The sequence below is a fragment of the Burkholderia sp. Bp9142 genome (assembly GCF_003853415.1).
Classification (GTDB): domain Bacteria; phylum Pseudomonadota; class Gammaproteobacteria; order Burkholderiales; family Burkholderiaceae; genus Burkholderia.
Genome location: NZ_QTPP01000010.1, coordinates 180,861 through 198,861, shown reverse-complemented (window position 1 = coordinate 198,861; position 18,001 = coordinate 180,861). Strand labels below are relative to the sequence as shown.

Sequence of the window (18,001 nt, the reverse complement as noted above, 5' to 3'; positions counted from 1 at the left end):
GATCGCGTCGTCATGGAGTCCGTAGCGTTACTTCTGTTCCGGCAAGAACCAGTTCATCACGAGCGCGCAGATGCCGCCCGTCGCGACGCCCGATTCCAGCACGTTCTTCAGTGCATGCGGCAGGCTGTTCAGGATGTCCGGCACCTGCGACACGCCGAGGCCGAGCGCGAGCGACACCGCGATGATCAGCAGCGCGCGGCGATCGAGCTGGATGCCGGACAGGATGTTGATGCCCGATGCGGCCACCGCGCCGAACATCACCATGGCCGCACCGCCGAGCACGGGCTCCGGCACGGCCTGCAGCGCGCCGGCGACCACCGGGAACAGGCCGAGCACCACGAGCATGCCCGCGATCCAGATGCCGACGTAGCGGCTCGCGACGCCGGTGATCTGGATCACGCCGTTGTTCTGCGCGAACACGGAGCTCGGGAACGTGTTGAACACGCCGGCCAGCAGCGAGTTCGCGCCGTTCACGAGCACGCCGCTCTTGATCCGCTGCATCCACACCGGCCCTTCGACCGGCTCCTTCGAGATCTTGCTGGTGGCCGTGACGTCGCCGATCGCTTCGAGCGACGTGACGAGGTAGATGATCAGCATCGGCACGAACAGCGACCACGAGAAGCCGATGCCGAAGTGCAGCGGCGTCGGGACCTGGAACAGCGCGGCCTGGTGCACGCCGGTGAAGTCGAGGCGGCCGAGCACCGCGGCCGCGGCATAGCCGATCACGAGCGCGATCACGAGCGCGGTGCTGCGCACCCACACGATCGGCACGCGGTTCAGCAGGATGATCGTGCCGAGCACGAGGCACGACAGCGTCAGGTTCTGCGCGCTCGCGAACGTGCCGTTGGCCATCGCGCCGTAGCCGCCACCCATGCTGATGAGGCCGACCTTGATCAGCGTGAGGCCGATCAGCAGCACGACGATGCCGGTGACGAGCGGCGTGATCAGGCGCTTCACGAACGGCAGGATGCGCGACACGCCCATCTCGACGAACGAGCCGGCGATCACGACACCGAAGATCGCCGCCATCACGGTCTCGACCGGCGTGCCCTGCTTGACCATCACGCTGCCGCCGGCGATCAGCGGGCCGACGAAGTTGAAGCTGGTGCCCTGCACGATCAGGAGGCCGGCGCCGAGCGGGCCGAAGCGCTTGCACTGCACGAAGGTCGCGATGCCGGAGATCACCAGCGACATCGACACGATCAGCGTCGTGTCCCGGCTCGATACACCGAGCGCCTGGCAGATCAGCAGGCCGGGCGTGACGATCGGCACGATGATCGCCAGCAGGTGCTGCAGCGCGGCGACGAAGGCGACCATCGGCGCGGGCCGGTCATTGGGGCCATAGACGAGGTCGTGCGACGAATCTGCGTCGTGAGCGCCGTGGGAGGCGGATCGGGCGGGGGAGGCGGGTTGCATGGCGAGCGGGCCGGACAAGGTGGAAAGTGCGGCATTTTAGCCGAAGGCCCCGCCGGCGCTGCCCGGGCGCGACGCGATAGGCGGGATTCGGGAAAGCGCTGCCGGATCGGGGCGCCGAACGCGCGGCGCCGCACCGGTTCGTCAGCGCGCGCGGCGCGCTGCGCACGCCGCGCCGATTCAATACAATGCGACGTCGAGGTGTCGGCGCCGTGTCGGGCAGCCAACCGCCACGTTCGATGAGCGGTATCGACAGCGACCGTGCATCATGGAATGACGACCCGCCTGGACGGGCCACCGGCGAATACGGAGCGCAGCATGAACGAACCTTACCTGCAGGTCATCGCGCATTACTTCGCGACACACGGCAACGGCGACCGCGTGATCGAACTGCTCGCGGAACTCGCGCCGGCCACGCGCGCCGAGCCGAAGAACCTCGACTACGCGTACTTCCGGTCGCCGGTCGACCCCGACCACATCGTGATCCTCGAGCGCTACCGCGATGCCGACGGCCTCGACGCGCATCGGGAAACGCCGCATTTCCAGCGGATCGGTGTCGGCACGATCATTCCGTTGCTCGATCGCCGCGACGTGACGCGCTACATGGTGCAGCCGGACACCGGCACGGCGACGCCACCGGGAGGCACCCGATGAACCCGTTTCAATTCCGTACCGTTCCGACGCAGATCGTCGAATTCGGCGCCGCGCGCCGGCTCGGCGCGATGATGCGCGAACGCTTTCCGGCGCTCGCGCGGCTGTGTGTCGTCACCGACGCGTTCCTGCATCGCAGCGGCGTGCTCGCGCCCGCGCTGGAGAGCCTCGCCGCGCACGGCTGGCAGGTGACCGTGATCGACGACGTCGTCGCCGATCCACCCGAGCATGTGGTGCTCGACGCGACCGCGCGGGCCGTGGCGGCCGACGCCGAACTCGTGCTCGGCCTCGGCGGCGGTTCGTCGATGGACGTCGCGAAGCTGATCGCGGCGCTCGCGCCGGGGTGCCAGGCGCTGGCCGACATGTACGGCGTCGACAAGGTGACAACGTCGCGGTTGCCGCTCGTGCAGATGCCGACGACGGCCGGCACCGGCTCCGAAGTGACGGCCGTGTCGATCGTCACGGTCGGCGAGGCGCGCAAGATGGGTGTCGTGTCGCCGCATCTGTTCGCGGACGTCGCGATCCTCGACGCCGAACTGACGCTCGGGCTGCCGCGCGCGGCAACGGCCGCGACGGGCATCGACGCGATGGTGCATGCGATCGAGGCCTATACGTCGGCGCGGCTGAAGAATCCGGTGTCCGACATGCTGGCCGTGCAGGCATTGACGCTGCTGTCGCGCAACCTGCTGAAGGCATGCGACGACGGCACCGATCGCCACGCGCGCGAGGCGATGCTGGTCGGCGCGATGTTCGCCGGCCAGGCATTCGCGAATGCGCCGGTCGCGGCCGTGCATGCGCTGGCCTATCCGGTCGGCGGGATTTTCCACGTGCCGCACGGGTTGTCCAATGCGCTCGTGCTGCCGCATGTGTTGCGCTTCAACGCGCCGGCCGCCGCACCGCTATATGCGGAGCTCGCGGCCATCGTCGCGCCGTCGGCGACGGGCAGCGACGAAGCGCGGGCGCAGGCGCTGATCGACGAGATCGATCGCCTGATCGTAGCGACGGGTATTCCACGCACGTTGCGCGAGGTCGGCATCGGCGAGGGCGACCTGCCGAGGATGGCGTCGGATGCGATGTTGCAGACGCGCCTGCTCGTGAACAATCCGCGTGAGGTGACGGAAGGCGACGCGCTGGCGATCTATCGCCGCGCATGGTGACGCGGCGCGCGTGACCGTGCAACGGTCAACGGTGTGCCGTAACCGGCCGCTGCTGTTTCGGATCGCAATCCTTGCAGGTCGATTCGGGTTCGCCGTCGAAGTACCGATACCGGTGCACGAGCAACGAGTTGCCGCCGACCTCGACAGGAGACGACATGACGCAACGGGACGAAGCGGCGCGCGCGCGATGCGTCGCATGGCAGATCGTGCAAACCTGGCAGGCAGCCGAATGGTGCCGGCTCGTCGAGACGCGCGCGGGCATCGACCTGTCGGGGACGGTCGCGGGCGCGATCGACGGCACGCCGTTTCGCGTCGACTATGCGATCGCGTGCGGCACCGACTGGCTGACGCGCTCGGTGCGCGTGACGCACTGGCTCGGCGCGGCGCCGCCCCGGCAACTCGCGATCGAACGCGACGCGGGACGCTGGACGGTCGACGGCGTCGACGCGCCGGCCCTTGCGGGTGCGACCGACATCGATCTCGGCTTCAGTCCGTCGACCAATACGTTGCCGATCCGGCGTCTCGGGCTTGAAGTCGGCGCGTCGGCCGTCATCCACACCGCCTGGCTGCGTTTCCCGGCGTTCGAGCTCGTGCGCGGCGAGCAGCGCTATGCGCGCACGGCGGAGCGCGTGTACCGCTACGAGAGCGGCACGTATGCGGCCGATATCGCGCTCGACGATGCGGGCCTCGTCACCGATTACGACGAGTGGCAGCGGATCGGTGCGACGGGTTCGCCGTAACGGTGCCGCATCGGCGGCATGTCAGCGCGCGTCGGCGACCGTCACCTTGCCGGGAATCAGCTTCAGCGTGCTGAACGCGTCGGCGATGTTCTGCTGATACGCGAGCGTCGCATCGGTGATCGGCTGCACGCCGTAGCCGGTCCGCTTGAGCGCGACTTCGAGCGTCGGCGCGTCGAGGCCGACGAGCGGCGACAGTTGCGCGGCGACTTCCGGAACATGGTCGCGTCCCCAGCGATCGACCGCGTCGACTTCGTCGAGCAGCGCGCGCAGCACCTGCGGCTGCGCGGCCGCATACTTGCGCGCGGCGAGGTAGTACTGCGTGTTGCGCACGAGCCCGTCGCCGTTCGCGACCACGCGCGCGCCGAGTTGCCGTTCGGCGGCCGCCAGGTACGGATCCCAGATCACCCACGCATCGACGCTGCGCTGCACGAACGCGGCGCGCGCATCGGCGGGCGTCAGGTAGATCGGCTGGATGTCGGCATACGTGAGCCCCGCATGTTCGAGCGCCTTCACGAGCAGGTAGTGGACGTTCGAACCCTTGTTGAGCGCGACCTTCTTGCCGCGCAGCTGCGCGACGGTGCGGATCGGTGAATCGGGCAGCACGACGATCGCCTCGCCGTGCGGCGCGGGCGGTTCGTTGCCGATATAGACGAAATCGACGCCCGCGGCCTGCGCGAAGATCGGCGGGGTCTCGCCGACCGTGCCGACGTCGATTGCGCCGGCGTTCAGCCCCTCGAGCAATTGCGGGCCGGCCGGGAACTCGAGCCATTGCACCGTCACGCCCTGGCTCGCGAGCCGCTTCTCGAGCGTGCCGCGCGCCTTGAGCACGACGAAATTGCCGTACTTCTGGAAGCCGATGCGCAGTCGCTTGTCGCTGCCCTGGGCCAGCGCGGGCAGGCCCGCGAGCGGGCCGAGCGCGAGCCCGGCCAGTCCGGCGGCCGCGCCGTGCAGCCACTGGCGGCGGCGCGGGTTTGCCGGGGTCGTTTCAAGGTCTGCGTGCGGTGTGTCGTTCATCGAGGCGTCCTGCTGGCGGGTTCACGGGGCGCGCGGGCTTGCGGCGCGATCGGCGCAGGACGCAGCCGGATGCGGGCGACGCGCGCGGCCGGCCCGCGCCGGATTCACGACGATACGGCCGCGCGGGCCGGCGGCCAACCAACGAATCCGCATATGCAAATCAGCGGCCGGGCGATACGCGAACGACGGGGCGGCAGGGTGCCGCCGCGCTCAATCGGTGCCGAGCGGGCTTTCGTCGATCGAGTCGACGCGGTCCGGATAGAACGCGAGGTGCGCGCGAATCGATTCGACGGCCAGGTTCGGATGCTCGTACGTCCACACCGCGTTGGTCGAGCGTGCGCCGCCGGCGGCGATCGAGTAGTACGCGCAATCGCCCTTGTACGGGCAGTACGTCGCATGGTCGGTGCGTTGCAGCAGCGACATGTCGGCGTCTTCGCGCGGAATGTAGAACACGGCCGGATAGCTGGCCTCGCGCAGCGCCAGCGCGCGGCGCGTATCGGCGACGGTCTTGCCGGCCACCTTCACCACGACGCGCGACGGGTGCGGTTCGATCGTGATCGGATGATCGGGGCCCGGCGACTTCACCGGACGAGAGGGTGTATCGGGGCTGATCGACATCGTGGGTCCTCCAGGAAGGGGCAGCGCGCCGGCAGGCGCGCGGTGCCGGTGCGTGCGCGCCGGGCGGATCCCGCGCACCGGTGCCGGCGTCGGCCAACCGATACGATGCGCCAATTCCGGAGGACCTGCAGGGGGCCGGAAGGCGACGCGCGGCGGTGGGCGTCGATGCGCGATGCAGGGCGGGCCGCCGCGGCGGTGTTCGCCGGCATGTCCCCGCTGCTCGCATGGACATTTCGATGCGACGGCAGCGGGATGCATCGGCCGCGATAAGCAACGCGGAATTAATTGGTAAGCGATCGGCGGGCGGCGCGCGAAGATCGGCGGTCGTCATTCGCATCACAGTCCTTTCCTGACCGCCACCATGAAGATTCCACTTGTCTCATCCGCCGCGCATCGTGCGCGGCGCACTTCCGTCGGCGTCGTGGCGTTGCGCGGCATGGCCGCGTCGCTGCTGCTCGCCGGCGCGCTCACGCACGCGTTCGCCGCGCCGGCCGGCAAGACGCTCGTGTACTGCAGCGAAGGCAGCCCGGCCGGCTTCGATCCGGGCCAGCATACGACCAGCACCGATTTCGATGCGAGCACGTACACGATCTACAACGGGCTCGTGCAGTTCAGGCGCGGCACGCTCGATCTCGTTCCGTCGCTCGCGACGAGCTGGGACGTGTCGTCCGACCAGCGCGTCCATACGTTCCACCTGCGGCGCGGCGTGAAGTTCCAGACGACCGCGTGGTTCAAGCCGACGCGCCCGTTCCAGGCGGACGACGTCGTCTTTACGTTCCGCCGGATGCTCGATCCCGACGACCCGTTCCGCAAGGCCTATCCGGTCAGCTTCCCGTACTTCAGCGATCTCGGTTTCGACCGCAACATCGAGCGTATCGAAAAGGTCGACGACGACACCGTGCGCTTCGTGCTGAAGTCGCCCGACGTCGTGTTCGTGCGCAATCTCGCGATGGCGTTCGCGTCGATCCTGTCGGCCGAATATGCGTCGCAGCTGGCGGCACGCCATCGCGAGGCCGACATCAATCAGCTCCCGGTCGGCACGGGGCCGTTCCAGCTGCGTGCGTACCAGAAGGACGCGGTGATCCGCTATGACGCGAACCCCGACTACTGGAAGCCGGACGACGCGAAGCTCGCGCATCTCGTGTTCGCGATCACGCCCGATCCGGCCGCGCGCCTGCAGAAGCTCACGGCCGGCGAGTGCCAGGTGTCGGTGTTCCCGCGGCCGGCCGATCTCGAGACGGTGCGGCGCGATCCGAAGCTGACGCTGTTTTCGGCGACGGGCTTCAACGTCGGCTTCGTCGCGTACAACACGCAGCATCCGCCGCTCGATCGCGTCGACGTGCGGCGCGCGCTCGATATCGCGATCGACAAGACGGCGATCATCAAGACCGTGTTCAACGGCGACGCGACGCTCGCGACGAACCCGATGCCGCCCGCGCAATGGTCGTACAACCCGCGCCTGAAGGACTCGCCGCGCGATCCGGCCGCCGCGAAGGCGCTGCTGGCGCGCGCGGGATTCCCGAACGGTTTCGACCTGACGCTGTGGGCGATGCCGGTGCAGCGCCCGTACAACCCGAACGCGCAACTGATGGCGCAACTGATCCAGCAGGACTGGGCGAAGATCGGCGTGCGCGCGAAGATCGTCAGCTACGAGTGGGGCGAGTACAACCGCCGCGCGAAGCATGACGGGCAGCACGACGCGATCCTGTACGGCTGGTCGGGCGACAACGGCGACCCCGACAACTGGCTCGGCACGCTGCTCGGCTGCGATGCGGTGCACGGCAGCAATCTCGCGAAGTGGTGCAACGCGGATTTCGAGCGGCTCGTCAGTGCGGCGCGCACGAACGCGGACGTCGCGAAACGCACGTCGCTTTACGAGCAGGCGCAGGTCGTGTTCAAGGATCAGGTGCCGTTCACGCCGATCGCGACCTCGATCGTGTCGCTGCCCGTCTCGAAGCGTGTGCACGGGCTGGCGTTCTCCCCGCTCGGTGGACACCGGTTCGACGGCGTGTGGCTGGACTGAAGCAGGGAAGCCGGCGCGCGCGCGCCGGCTGTCGAGGCCGCGGTCAGTTCAGTGCGACCGCGGCCGCTGCCTCGACCGGCGAGCCGTCGAGCGCGACGGATGGCCGTCCGTCGGGGCCGACCGGCACGTCGCCGGCGAGCGTCGTGCGGTAGAGCTGGCGATCGAAGTCGAGATCGAAGATATCGACGGGCGCGAGATGCGCGGTTGCGCGATTGTCCCAGAACGCGATGCTGCGCGGCTCCCACTTGAAGCGGATCGTGAATTCCGGCCGCGTCGCGTGCTCCCACAGCAGTTCGAGCAGGGCCTGGCTCTCGCGCGGCGTCAGCCCGACGATCGACTTCAGGAAACTCGGGCTCACGTACAGCGCGCGTTCGCCGGTTTCCGGATGCACGCGCACCAGCGGATGCTCGGTCACGAGCGGGCGGCGCTCGACCGCTTCGTCGAACGCGCCGGTCGCGCGCGCACCGGCCGGCGGCGTGAAGCGATGGACGCCGCGCAAGCCGTCGACGAAGCCGCGCAGCGGCGCGGACAGCGTCTCGTAGGCACGTACGAGGTTGGTCCAGTGCGTGTCGCCGCCGTACGGCGGGATCGTCACGCCGCGCAGGATCGACGCCCACGGCGGATTCACGGCGGCGGTCACGTCGGTGTGCCAGCCCGTCCACGGCCGGCGCACCGGCTCGCCTTCGAAACGCGTCGCCTTGCGATGCTTCGCGATCGAATAGACGGCCGGATGACCGTCGACGTGGCCGAACACCGGATGGCCGACGGTCGGTTCGCCGAACTGCGCGGAGAACGCGACATGCTGCTCGTGCGTGAGGAACTGCTCGCGGAAGAAAATCACGCGCCATTTCAGCAGCGCGGCGCGAATCGCGGCGATCTGCGGCGTGGTCAACGGCTGGGTAAGGTCGATGCCGCGGATCTCCGCGCCGATGTGGGCGGACAGCGGGATCACGTCGACCGGCTGGGCGGCGGGCTCGGGTAGGGCGCTCATGCGACGCTCCTGGCGGAAGTGAACGGGGCGGCCGGCCGGCGACATCGTTGCGCGTGCACGCGTCGGCCCGGTGGCGGGAAGGTCATGGTCGGATCCTCCGGTCGGGAATGCAGGGATGGCGCCGCGCACGGCGGCGGTTGACGCCGCCACCGTGCGCGGCGAACGTCATTGCAGCGTCGCGCCCGGACCCTTCTGTACGACGCTGCGGCGGCCATCGATACCGACCGGCACGTCGCCATGAACGGTCGCGCGACGCACGACGCGGCGCGCATCGCCGTAGTCGTTGATCGCGTAGTGCTGCGTCGCGCGGTTGTCCCAGATCGCGACGTCGCCTTGCTGCCAGCTCCAGCGCACGGTGTTCTCGAGGCGCGTCACGTGCTCGTGGAAGACCTGCAGCAGATGCGCGGAATCCTGCGACGACAACCCCTTCAGCTTCTGCACGAAGTGCCCGAGCACGAGCGTGCGCTCGCCGGTCTCCGGATGCACGCGCACGACCGGGTGTTCGGTCTCGTAGACGGTCGACGTGAACACTTCGCGATAGCGTTTCAGTTGCGTGTCGTCGGCATGCACGTGCGTCGACGCGTAGTCGTAGGCGTTCGTGTGCACCGCCCACAGCGTGTCGGCGAGCGCGCGCAGCGATTCAGGCAGGTGCGTGTAGGCGGCCGCCGTGTTGGCCCACACGGTGTCGCCGCCGACCGGCGGGATCACGACGGCGCGCAGGATCGACACCTTGGGGTACGCATCGACGAACGTCACGTCGGTGTGCCACGAATTGGCGCGCGCGCCGTGCGCGGAATCGAGTTCGAGCAGGTGCGCGCTGCCGTCGACGGACGGCACGGTCGGGTGCGCGACAGTCTCGCCGAAGCGGCGCGCGAATGCTTCCTGCGCGGTGTCGTCGAGATGACCCTGGTTGCGGAAGAACAGCACCTTGTGGCGCAGCAGCGCGGCGTGGATTGCGTCGAACGTCGCGTCGTCGAGCGTGCCCGACAGCCGGACGCCGGCGATCTCGGCACCGATCCGGCCGGCGACCTGGCGAAGCTGAAGCGGGACGGCGGCCGCGCGCGGTGCGGCGGCGTGCGAAGCATGCGATGACGGGTGAGCGGCGTGCTGGACTTCGGACATCGGGAGTCTCCTGGGTCGGATCGGTCGAGTCTCCATTCAAGCAGGGACCGCGCGAAACCGGAACCGATGAATCGTCACAACCTTAGCGCGCGCCGCGATGATCGATATGTGTCGTCATGCTGAACGATTCGTGCGTGGTATCGGGCCATCCGCATTACCGCGTTACCGCATTACCACGCGAGCCGCCATGCGCCGATCCGGTGCGCATCGGAAGCAGCGGTGCGTTTCGTGCCGCCGTCGGCGGGCGGCTCGCGATCGTCGAAATCGGCGAGCACCGTGTCGCGCAGCCGCGCGAATTCAGGCGAGTCGCGCCGGCGCGGCCGCGGCAATGCGACGTCGACGATGCGCGCGATGCGCCCCGGGCGCGGCGCCATCGTGACGACGCGATCGCCGAGATAGACGGCTTCGTCGACATCGTGCGTGACGAGCACCATCGTGATGCCCTCCTGCTCCCAGATGTGCAGCAGTTCGTTCTGCATGCGCGCGCGGGTTTGCGCATCGAGTGCGCCGAACGGTTCGTCGAGCAGCAGCACGCGCGGGCGGTTCACGAGGCCGCGCGCGATCGCGACGCGCTGCGCCATCCCGCCCGACAACTGGTTCGGGTAGGCATGCTCGAAGCCGTTCAGCCCGACGAGCGCGATGTGCCCGGCCACCGCGCGCCGCTTGGCGGCCGCGTCGAGCGGCGCGTTGCGCAGCGCGGCCTCGACATTCTGCGCAACCGTCAGCCACGGGAACAGCCGGTGATCCTGGAACACGATCCCGCGCTGCAGCGACGTGTCGCGCACCCGTTCATCTCCGGCGCGGATCTCGCCCGCGTAGTCGGTATCGAGCCCGGCGATCAGCCGCAGCAGCGTCGACTTGCCGCAGCCGCTCGCGCCGACGATCGTGACGAACTCGCCGGCACGCACGTGCAGCGACACGTCGTCGAGCACGGCGAGCGATGTGCCGCGTTGCGCGTAGCGCTTGCTCACGTGAAGGATATCGAGCGAATCGGAAGCGAGGGTCGTCATGACGGAGAAGGAAGCGACAGGAAGGAGGAGGGCGATCAGCGGCGCAGGTCGCCGCGCCGGGCGAGCACCTTGCGTTCGATCGCACGGGCGACCGCGTTCAGTGCCCAGCCGGTCGTGCCGACGACGATGATGCCGAACAGCACGAGATCCATCCGGAACTGCTCGCTGCCGTCGATCAGCGTGTTGCCGATCCCGCTGCCGGCGACGAGCAGGTATTCGGCGCCGAGCGTCGCGAGCCACGAGTAGATGAGGCCGAGATACAGTCCGGTGAAGATCGACGGCAGCGCGGCGGGCAGGATCACGTAGCGCACGAGCTGAAGCCGCGAATAGCGCAGCGCGCGGGCCACGTCGACATACGCGCGCGGCACCGCATGGATGCCGTCGCACGTATGCGCGGCGACCGGCAGCAGCGCGGCGAGCGACAGGAACACGACCTTGGCGACGTCGCCGAGGCCGAACCATACGGAAATCAGCGGAATCCACGCGAACAGCGAGATCTGCTTGAACGTGTCGAAGCTCGGGCCGACCACGCGCGCGGCGATGCGCGACAGCCCGAGCGCGGCGCCGAGCAGCAGGCCGCCGGTCGCGCCGATCGCGAAGCCGCACGCTTCGCGTGCGAGCGATGCCGACAGCGCACGCGCCAGCGCGCCGCTGGCCGCCTGGGTCCACGCGGTGTGCAGCACGTCGGCGGGGCCGACCAGCAGTCCGCTTTTGACGAGGTGTGCGGACGAGACGGCCCACCAGAGCGCGAACGCGGAGAGCGGCAGGACGAATCCGCGCCAGTCGGGCACGGGAATGCGACGGGCAATCGCGGCGGCGGGCGCCGCGGTGTCCGGCGTCGACGTGGAGGCAGGTGGCACGGAAGGGCTCCTTGAGTCAGGCTCAGCCGCGGAACGCGGACGGCACGCCGCGGCGCAGCCGTGCTTCGAGCGCGTCGAGCAGCCGGTTGATCACGAGGCCGACGGCGCCGACGACGATCACCGCCGCCATCACGAGATCGAGCTGGAACAGCTGGCGGCCGTACACGATCAGGTAGCCGAGCCCTTCCGACGACGCGACGAGTTCGACGACGACCAGTGCGAGCCACGATTTCGTGAACGCGAGCCGCACGCCGGTCGCGAGCGTCGGGATCGCGGCCGGCAGTACGACGTGGACGATGCGCTGGCGGCGCGTATAGCCGAACACGCGCGCGACTTCATCGAGCGCGGGCGGCGTCTGGCGGAACCCCTGGAGCGTGCTCATCGTCACGGGGACGAGCGCCGCATGCGCGATCAGCAGGTACTTGAGCGGCTCGCCGACGCCGACGAGCAGCAGCAGGAACGGCAGCCAGCCGAGCACCGGAATCTGCACGAGCGCGTTGAAGCCGGGCAGCACGTAGGCCTCCAGCGTGCGCGACAGGCCGAGCGCGGCGCCGGTCGTGAAACCGAGCAGCGTACCGGCCGCGAAGCCGACCAGCACGCGCTGCAAGCTGATCAGCGTGTGGCGCGCGAGATCGCCGCTGGCCGCGAGTTCCGCGAGCGAGTCCGCCACCTGTCCGGGCGGCGGCAGGATCTGCGGTGCGATCCAGCCGCGCGCGCTGCCGACGGTCCACAGCGCGAACAGCAGCGCGGGCAGCGCCCACGGCGCGAGCCGCCACGCCACGCGCTTCACGCTCGCCGCGCGGGACGGCGCTGCGAGCGCATGCGGGTCGGACGACGGAATCGGGATCGCGGTGTCGCTCATCGGGGCGGGTCCGGGTCAGGAAAGGGGCTGGCCGGCCGCGTCGTAACGCGGCCAGTAGTGTTCGAGCTTTTGCGTGCGCAACGCGTTGTCGAGATACTTCGGCTCGAACCAGCCGTCGACGTCGACCGCCTGGCGGATCAGTTTCAGCTTCAGCGCATCCTGCGCGACGGCCTTGTAGCGCGCGATCACGAACGGATCGATCAGCGGCGACAGGCGGTCCTTCAGGCGCTGGTTCGCATAATCGGCCTGCCATAACGCATACGGCACGCCGCTTTTTGCCCACAGCTTGAACAACGCGTCGCGGTTCGCCTCGTCGGACGACCATTGCGCCCCCTTCACGAATGCGTTGACGACGCGCTGCACGAGGTCCGGATGCGCGCGCTCGAAGTCGTCGAGCACGAGCAGGTGGGTCTGGCGCGTGAGCTGCGGGCCGTCGTTCTGCGATTCGTAGATGATCTTCGCGAGGCCCGCGTCGCGCAGCTTGTACAGCTGATAGTCGCCGACCGATGCGTCGATGCCCTTCGACGCGAGCGCGGCGAGCGCACTCGCGGCGTCGAGGTTGATCACGCGCAGGTCGCGTTCGCTCAGGCTGTTCTTCGCGAGCGCGTTGTCGGCGACGAGCTGCAGGTTGGTGCCGCGGAAGATCGACACGCGGCGGCCCTTCAGGTCCGTGATCGAGCGGATATCGGAGTCGGGCGGCACCGCGATCTTGACGCCCGAGCGCACGCTGGCGGCGAGCAGCAGATGCGTCTTGATCCCGTTCGCGCGCGCGAGCACCGCCGGCAGGTCGCCCTGGTACGCGAAGTCGAGCGCCTTGTCGGCGATCGCCTCGTTGACGGCCGGGCCCGCGCCCTTGAAGAACAGCCACTGCACCTTGATGCCGTCGGCCGCGAATTCCTTTTCGACGAGCTGCTGGAGCTGCACGGTCGCCGCGCTCGATCCGCCGAAGGTCGGCGGATCGCCGGCGCCCTGCTGGGCGACGCCGATGCGGATCGTCGCGGGCTTGTCGGCGTGCGCGGCGGCGGCGGGCAACGCGACGAGGGACGCGATCAGCAGCGATCGCAGCAGGCGCAGTGGAGACGGGAATCGGTCGATCATGGAGCGTCGGATGGCGAGGAGTGGAAATCGGGCCGGAGGGTGTCGAACCATTCTGGAGGACGCGTCGGGCGCGGGACAAGCAACGATTTGAACTATGCTTATCGCCGCGTTTCGGGTTGGCAAATCACGCGTGTCGCCGATTGGAAATGGTGACGCGAGCGAGCGCGACGTGCGGGTCCCGCATGCCGATCGACGGCGAATCGATCGTCGATGATGGCGGCGCCGATCCGGATCGGGCAATGCGATCGGCGCGCGCAATATTTTCCGGGCCATGCCGGCTCGATCGAAAAAAGTTACCGGCCAACGCGTGTGCGAGTTCGTTTCAAATTGGCAAATGCGAATCACGCGGCATATCGAAAAGCTGAATAAAAATCATCGAGTGGCGCAGCGGCAGAAATGATGCGTCCCGGCGTTAACATTCTTACTGCACGCCGCGACAAGCCTTCTGAATGGCGATGAAAAAGCGGTAAATGATCTGCGTGTATTTCATCGTTGAAGGCCGTTGCCCATAAATGCACTCCGACGCCAAATAATTTGAATTCGCCAAAAAAATTGTCTATACCCTAGACGAATCAGCGTGATCAGCATCGTGCCAATGCGGCTATGCAACAGACGCGCGAACGTAGCGGCAGACGCCATTGCCGTACGCCGCGCGTGGCAGCGATCGAATGGATTCCGGGGGATGCGAACGGCCCGATGCCGGGGCTGCCGCATGAGTCATGAATGGGCTAACGCCGTGCGCGCCACCGAAGCAACACAGCGTCTTTACATTCAACGGTCGATCACCGACCCCGTCACACGGAGGTTGTCATGCTGCAATACGTCAAGACCTTGCTGCGCGATGAACGTGGCGTCAGCTCGCTCGAATACGCGGTCCTGGGCGGCATCGTCGTGGTTGCACTGGCGGCGGTGGGCGTAATCTTGAGCAGCACCTCCGGCGGCTTGCCGGCCGTGTTCACGGCGCTGATCAACAAGGTCACCGCGCTGATCTGATCCCCTGAACCCGCGCGCCGCCGACGAACACACGGATCCGCAGCGGTACGACGTATCCAGCCGGGGCGCGCCGACGGACGGCATCTCCGATGCTCTATCTCGTACAGTCGACGGCGACGCTCGTGCTGGTGTCGCTCGCGACGCAAGACGTGCGCGCGCGGCGCCTGTCCAATCGCGCGGTGCTGGCGTTCGCGTTGCTGTATTTCGTCGCGGCGGCGCTGGCCCGCGAAGGGCTCGCGCAACTCGCCGGTCACGTTGCGACCGCCGCGGCGATGCTGCTGCTGTTCGGCGGCCTGCGTCACGCCGGCTGGATCGGCGGCGGCGACGTGAAACTGGCGGCGGCCGTATTCCTGTGGGCAGGTCCGACGCTGGCGCTCCCGGTGCTGACGATCATCGGGGCGAGCGGCGCCGCGTACGGCGTCGCCGTGCTGGTGGCCGTTGCGCGGCAGCGTCGCATCGCACCGGCCGGCGCGATCGCGACGCGCGGCGTACCGTACGGTGTCGCGCTGGCGCTCGGCGGTGCCCTTGCCGTCTGGGTGCCGTTTCCCCACGCGGTTTCGCTCACCTAGCCGGGGAACGCACGCTGCCATGCCCAAACCCCTGAGAATGGCCGTGCTGATCATCGCTGCCGGCATCGGCGCGTTCCTCCTGCGGCAACTGTACGTCGCCGCGTCGACGCCGTCGGCACCCGGCGAAGTGGCCGAGGTACGCGTGCGTGTCGCGGCGGCCGACCTGCCCGAAGGGCTGCTGCTGCGCGACAACGATCTTGCGTGGAAGCGCATGCCGCGCGCGCAGGTGCCGGCCGGTGCGTTCGTCGAATCCCAACCGGGCGCGGAGCTCAAAGGCGCGCTGCTGCGCAACCGCGTCGACGCCGGGGCGCCGATCCGCACGGACAACGTGATTCCGGCCGGCGCGCCGGATTTTCTCGCGGCCGCGCTGCAGCCCGGCATGCGCGCGATCTCGGTGCCGGTCGACGACGTGTCGGGCAACGCGGGGCTGATCCAGCCGGGCGACTTCGTCGACGTGGTGCTCACGCAGCAGATCGGCGGTTCCGCGACGACGCCCGGCACGTTCGAAGCGGAGACGGTCGTGCGGCGCGCGCGCGTGCTCGCGGTCGGCTCGGAATTCCAGCGCGCGAAGGCACCCGCGAGCGCGGTGGACGCGCCGGTCCGCGCGCGCACGGTCACGCTCGAAGTCGCGCCGCGCACCGCGCAGGTCGTGCTGGTCGCGACGCGCCTCGGCTCGCTGTCGCTGGCGCTGCGCAGCTTCGCGACGAGCGATCGCCGTCAGGCGGCAGGCAGCGACGAAGCGGAGCCCGATACGCCGCCGGTGTGGGCCGGCGACGTGTCGCGCGCGGCGCGGGTGCCGTCCGCGCGGACGGACGCCGGCACGCGGCCGGCGTCGCCGGGCAACACGGTCGTGATCTATCGCGGCTCGTCGGTCGACGATGGATCGCACGGCATGGGCACGGGCACCGGCATGCCGGGCGTGCCGCCGCTACCGGCCGGTTGGCCGGGCATGCCGGTTGCGCCGGCCGGGCCCGCGGGCGGCAACGCTGCCGCGGACGCGACGGCGCAAGCGCCGCGGCCGGCGGCGCCGCAGTGACACGGTGACACGGTGACGAATGGGGCCGGCCGCTCGGCGGCAGGCATTTGACGGGAAGACGCATGGTGCGCATGGTTCGATGGATCGCTTTCTGGTGCCTGGCCTGCATCGTCGCGCCGGGTGTCGCGCTCGCGCAGCGCGCGCAGGCGGCGGACGCCGGCGCGGCGTTGTCGATCGCGACCGGCAAGGGCGAGATGCTGTCGCTGCCCGAACCCGCGACCGCGATGTTCGTCGCGGACCCGAGCATCGCGGACATCCAGGTGCCGTCGCCGCGCACCGTGTTCGTGTTCGGCAAGAAGGCCGGCACCACCACGCTGATCGCGCTTGGCGCGAACCATCGGCCGATCCTGCGCCGGACGGTGATCGTGCAGGTCGACACCGCGTCGCTGCAGGCGGTGCTCGACAGCCGCTTTCCGCAACTGAAGCTGTCGGTGTCCGGCGCGCCGGGCTCGCTGATGGTGTCGGGCAAGGTGCCGAGCGCGGCCGACGCGGACGCCGTGATGCAGTCGCTCGCGCCGTACCTGCGCGACAAGGAAAAGATCGTCAACCGGCTCACGCTGTCGCGCCCGATCCAGGTGAACCTGCGCGTGCGGGTGACCGAGGTGAGCCGCAACGTCACGCAGCAGCTCGGCATCAACTGGAGCTCGCTTGGCAGCGCCGGCAACTTCGTCGGCGGGCTGTTCAACGGGCGCACGCTGTTCGATCCGACGAACGGCCTGTTCAACCTGTCGCCGACGGGCGCATTCTCGGTGCTCGGCGGGTTCCGCGCGGGGCGCTGGTCGATCGACGTCGTGCTCGATGCGCTCGACCAGGAGGGCCTGATCACGATGCTCGCCGAACCGAACCTCACCGCGATGTCCGGCGAGACCGCGAGCTTCCTCGCGGGCGGCGAGATTCCGGTTCCCGTTGCGCAGGCCGGCAACACGGGGGTGATCACGGTCGATTACAAGCCGTTCGGCGTGTCGCTCGACTTCACACCGACCGTGCTCGCCGACAACCGCATCAGCCTCAAGGTGCGCCCGGAAGTCAGTGAGGTCGATGCGAGCAACAGCGTGACGACGGGCAGCATCAAGGTGCCGGCACTCACCGTGCGGCGCGTCGAGACGACGGTCGAGCTGTCGAGCGGGCAGAGCTTCGCGATCGGCGGGCTGCTGCAAAGCCAGACTGCCGATACCGTGTCGCAGATCCCGGGGCTCGGCCGGCTGCCGATCATCGGCCGGCTGTTTTCGTCGAAGAACTTCCAGGACAACAAGACCGAGGTCGTCGTGATCGTGACGCCGTACATCGTGCAGCCGACCGGCCCCGGCCAGCTCGAGCAGGCGCTCGACACCGTCGCGCGGCCGAGCAGCGATCTCGAGTTCGCGATACAGCGCAACCTCGGGCTCGACCTGTTGTCGGGCGACACGCCGCGCCTCGTCGGCGCCGCGGGCTTCGTGTACTGAACGGAGGAGCGCGCATGCGAGTTCGAACCATCGTCTCGGCCCTGCTGTCGCCGGCGCTCGCAGGCTGCCTGTCGGCGCCGCCGCCGATCAACCTGCCGGATGCACGCGCGATCGGCTTCGACGGCGTGCACGCGGTGCCGCCCGACTGCGCGAAGCTGATGCAGCCGTCGCATCTCGTCGATGCCGGGTTCGGGCGGCCCGGTGTGCCGTTCGGCTGCGCGACCTACACGAATCTCGCGACCATGCTCGCGCGGCCGGAAGATCTCGTCGCGCCCGTGCCGTACGGCGGCGCGGACGCGCAGGTCGCGGCCGACGCGGTGCGCCGCTACGTCGAGGATCGCGTGAAGCAGCCGACACCCGGGAAGACGCTGACGACGACCGGCTCGCCCGGCCATTGACCCG

Annotated in this window: 18 protein-coding genes; 9 read left to right on the top strand and 9 right to left on the bottom strand. The window is 69.0% G+C overall.

The window, feature by feature from the left end:
- Positions 1-27 precede the first annotated feature (27 nt).
- Positions 28-1,416: a nucleobase:cation symporter-2 family protein gene (locus DIE22_RS14265; protein ID WP_124605350.1), complete on the bottom strand. Its 1,389-nt coding sequence runs from the start codon at positions 1,414-1,416 to the stop codon at positions 28-30.
- Between the two features lie 315 nt (positions 1,417-1,731).
- On the opposite strand from DIE22_RS14265, the gene DIE22_RS14255 reads away from it, so the two are divergent.
- The 3 genes from DIE22_RS14255 to DIE22_RS14245 all read left to right on the top strand — a co-directional run bounded on the left by DIE22_RS14255 (position 1,732) and on the right by DIE22_RS14245 (position 3,961).
- Positions 1,732-2,067, top strand: a complete 336-nt coding sequence (locus DIE22_RS14255) for a putative quinol monooxygenase (RefSeq protein WP_124605349.1) — start codon at positions 1,732-1,734, stop codon at positions 2,065-2,067.
- On the top strand, positions 2,064-3,221 hold the full coding sequence (locus DIE22_RS14250) for an iron-containing alcohol dehydrogenase (protein WP_124605348.1): 1,158 nt from the start codon (positions 2,064-2,066) through the stop codon (positions 3,219-3,221). Before DIE22_RS14255 ends, DIE22_RS14250 begins: the two co-directional genes overlap by 4 nt.
- 155 nt (positions 3,222-3,376) lie before the next feature.
- Positions 3,377-3,961: a putative glycolipid-binding domain-containing protein gene (locus tag DIE22_RS14245; protein ID WP_124500847.1), complete on the top strand. Its 585-nt coding sequence runs from the start codon at positions 3,377-3,379 to the stop codon at positions 3,959-3,961.
- Positions 3,962-3,982: 21 nt separating this feature from the next.
- On the opposite strand, the gene DIE22_RS14240 is transcribed toward DIE22_RS14245, so the two are convergent.
- Together DIE22_RS14240 and DIE22_RS14235 are read right to left on the bottom strand one after the other, a co-directional pair.
- A complete protein-coding gene (locus DIE22_RS14240) occupies positions 3,983-4,975 on the bottom strand; it encodes a sulfonate ABC transporter substrate-binding protein (RefSeq protein ID WP_124500846.1) in 993 nt (330 codons plus the stop codon).
- 210 nt (positions 4,976-5,185) lie between these two features.
- A complete protein-coding gene (locus tag DIE22_RS14235) occupies positions 5,186-5,593 on the bottom strand; it encodes a DUF427 domain-containing protein (protein ID WP_124500845.1) in 408 nt (135 codons plus the stop codon).
- 361 nt (positions 5,594-5,954) lie between these two features.
- On the opposite strand from DIE22_RS14235, the gene DIE22_RS14230 reads away from it, so the two are divergent.
- Entirely contained in the window at positions 5,955-7,616 is a 1,662-nt protein-coding gene (locus DIE22_RS14230; RefSeq protein ID WP_124500844.1) for an ABC transporter substrate-binding protein, read from the top strand.
- Positions 7,617-7,659: 43 nt separating this feature from the next.
- Here DIE22_RS14230 and DIE22_RS14225 read toward each other — a convergent pair whose 3' ends face one another.
- The 6 genes from DIE22_RS14225 to DIE22_RS14200 form a co-directional block, all read right to left on the bottom strand.
- On the bottom strand, positions 7,660-8,607 hold the full coding sequence (locus DIE22_RS14225) for a TauD/TfdA dioxygenase family protein (protein WP_124605347.1): 948 nt from the start codon (positions 8,605-8,607) through the stop codon (positions 7,660-7,662).
- Between the two features lie 165 nt (positions 8,608-8,772).
- Positions 8,773-9,729 carry a TauD/TfdA dioxygenase family protein gene (locus DIE22_RS14220; protein ID WP_124605346.1) on the bottom strand — a complete coding sequence of 319 codons (957 nt, stop codon included), beginning with the start codon at positions 9,727-9,729 and terminating at the stop codon, positions 8,773-8,775.
- Between the two features lie 170 nt (positions 9,730-9,899).
- Positions 9,900-10,739 carry an ABC transporter ATP-binding protein gene (locus tag DIE22_RS14215; RefSeq protein ID WP_124605345.1) on the bottom strand — a complete coding sequence of 280 codons (840 nt, stop codon included), beginning with the start codon at positions 10,737-10,739 and terminating at the stop codon, positions 9,900-9,902.
- Positions 10,740-10,774: 35 nt separating this feature from the next.
- Entirely contained in the window at positions 10,775-11,599 is an 825-nt protein-coding gene (locus DIE22_RS14210) for an ABC transporter permease (protein ID WP_124500840.1), read from the bottom strand.
- Positions 11,600-11,621: 22 nt separating this feature from the next.
- On the bottom strand, positions 11,622-12,461 hold the full coding sequence (locus DIE22_RS14205; protein WP_124605344.1) for an ABC transporter permease: 840 nt from the start codon (positions 12,459-12,461) through the stop codon (positions 11,622-11,624).
- Positions 12,462-12,476: 15 nt separating this feature from the next.
- A complete protein-coding gene (locus DIE22_RS14200; protein ID WP_124605343.1) occupies positions 12,477-13,559 on the bottom strand; it encodes an ABC transporter substrate-binding protein in 1,083 nt (360 codons plus the stop codon).
- A gap of 810 nt (positions 13,560-14,369) precedes the next feature.
- On the opposite strand from DIE22_RS14200, the gene DIE22_RS14195 reads away from it, so the two are divergent.
- The 5 genes from DIE22_RS14195 (at position 14,370) to DIE22_RS14175 (ending at position 17,997) form a co-directional block, all read left to right on the top strand.
- Positions 14,370-14,552: a Flp family type IVb pilin gene (locus tag DIE22_RS14195; RefSeq protein ID WP_124500837.1), complete on the top strand. Its 183-nt coding sequence runs from the start codon at positions 14,370-14,372 to the stop codon at positions 14,550-14,552.
- Between the two features lie 89 nt (positions 14,553-14,641).
- Positions 14,642-15,121 carry a prepilin peptidase gene (locus tag DIE22_RS14190; protein ID WP_124605342.1) on the top strand — a complete coding sequence of 160 codons (480 nt, stop codon included), beginning with the start codon at positions 14,642-14,644 and terminating at the stop codon, positions 15,119-15,121.
- 19 nt (positions 15,122-15,140) lie between these two features.
- A complete protein-coding gene (gene cpaB / locus DIE22_RS14185) occupies positions 15,141-16,157 on the top strand; it encodes a Flp pilus assembly protein CpaB (RefSeq protein ID WP_124605341.1) in 1,017 nt (338 codons plus the stop codon).
- A 62-nt stretch (positions 16,158-16,219) separates the two neighbouring features.
- Positions 16,220-17,599: a type II and III secretion system protein family protein gene (locus tag DIE22_RS14180; protein WP_124500834.1), complete on the top strand. Its 1,380-nt coding sequence runs from the start codon at positions 16,220-16,222 to the stop codon at positions 17,597-17,599.
- 14 nt (positions 17,600-17,613) lie between these two features.
- Complete coding sequence (locus DIE22_RS14175) at positions 17,614-17,997, top strand: CpaD family pilus assembly lipoprotein (RefSeq protein WP_124500833.1); 384 nt, start codon at positions 17,614-17,616, stop codon at positions 17,995-17,997.
- Positions 17,998-18,001: the final 4 nt, after the last annotated feature.

What these genes read in the sequence shown, in the direction of transcription:
- DIE22_RS14235 (WP_124500845.1), bottom strand. Translation starts at nt 5,593, where the DNA reads ATGTCGATCAGCCCCGATACACCCTCTCGTCCGGTGAAGTCGCCGGGC.
- DIE22_RS14195 (WP_124500837.1), top strand. Translation starts at nt 14,370, where the DNA reads ATGCTGCAATACGTCAAGACCTTGCTGCGCGATGAACGTGGCGTCAGC.
- DIE22_RS14220 (WP_124605346.1), bottom strand. Translation starts at nt 9,729, where the DNA reads ATGTCCGAAGTCCAGCACGCCGCTCACCCGTCATCGCATGCTTCGCAC.
- DIE22_RS14240 (WP_124500846.1), bottom strand. Translation starts at nt 4,975, where the DNA reads ATGAACGACACACCGCACGCAGACCTTGAAACGACCCCGGCAAACCCG.
- DIE22_RS14225 (WP_124605347.1), bottom strand. Translation starts at nt 8,607, where the DNA reads ATGAGCGCCCTACCCGAGCCCGCCGCCCAGCCGGTCGACGTGATCCCG.
- DIE22_RS14255 (WP_124605349.1), top strand. Translation starts at nt 1,732, where the DNA reads ATGAACGAACCTTACCTGCAGGTCATCGCGCATTACTTCGCGACACAC.
- DIE22_RS14230 (WP_124500844.1), top strand. Translation starts at nt 5,955, where the DNA reads ATGAAGATTCCACTTGTCTCATCCGCCGCGCATCGTGCGCGGCGCACT.
- DIE22_RS14200 (WP_124605343.1), bottom strand. Translation starts at nt 13,559, where the DNA reads ATGATCGACCGATTCCCGTCTCCACTGCGCCTGCTGCGATCGCTGCTG.
- cpaB (WP_124605341.1), top strand. Translation starts at nt 15,141, where the DNA reads ATGCCCAAACCCCTGAGAATGGCCGTGCTGATCATCGCTGCCGGCATC.
- DIE22_RS14180 (WP_124500834.1), top strand. Translation starts at nt 16,220, where the DNA reads ATGGTGCGCATGGTTCGATGGATCGCTTTCTGGTGCCTGGCCTGCATC.
- DIE22_RS14265 (WP_124605350.1), bottom strand. Translation starts at nt 1,416, where the DNA reads ATGCAACCCGCCTCCCCCGCCCGATCCGCCTCCCACGGCGCTCACGAC.
- DIE22_RS14175 (WP_124500833.1), top strand. Translation starts at nt 17,614, where the DNA reads ATGCGAGTTCGAACCATCGTCTCGGCCCTGCTGTCGCCGGCGCTCGCA.
- DIE22_RS14250 (WP_124605348.1), top strand. Translation starts at nt 2,064, where the DNA reads ATGAACCCGTTTCAATTCCGTACCGTTCCGACGCAGATCGTCGAATTC.
- DIE22_RS14190 (WP_124605342.1), top strand. Translation starts at nt 14,642, where the DNA reads ATGCTCTATCTCGTACAGTCGACGGCGACGCTCGTGCTGGTGTCGCTC.
- DIE22_RS14215 (WP_124605345.1), bottom strand. Translation starts at nt 10,739, where the DNA reads ATGACGACCCTCGCTTCCGATTCGCTCGATATCCTTCACGTGAGCAAG.
- DIE22_RS14245 (WP_124500847.1), top strand. Translation starts at nt 3,377, where the DNA reads ATGACGCAACGGGACGAAGCGGCGCGCGCGCGATGCGTCGCATGGCAG.
- DIE22_RS14205 (WP_124605344.1), bottom strand. Translation starts at nt 12,461, where the DNA reads ATGAGCGACACCGCGATCCCGATTCCGTCGTCCGACCCGCATGCGCTC.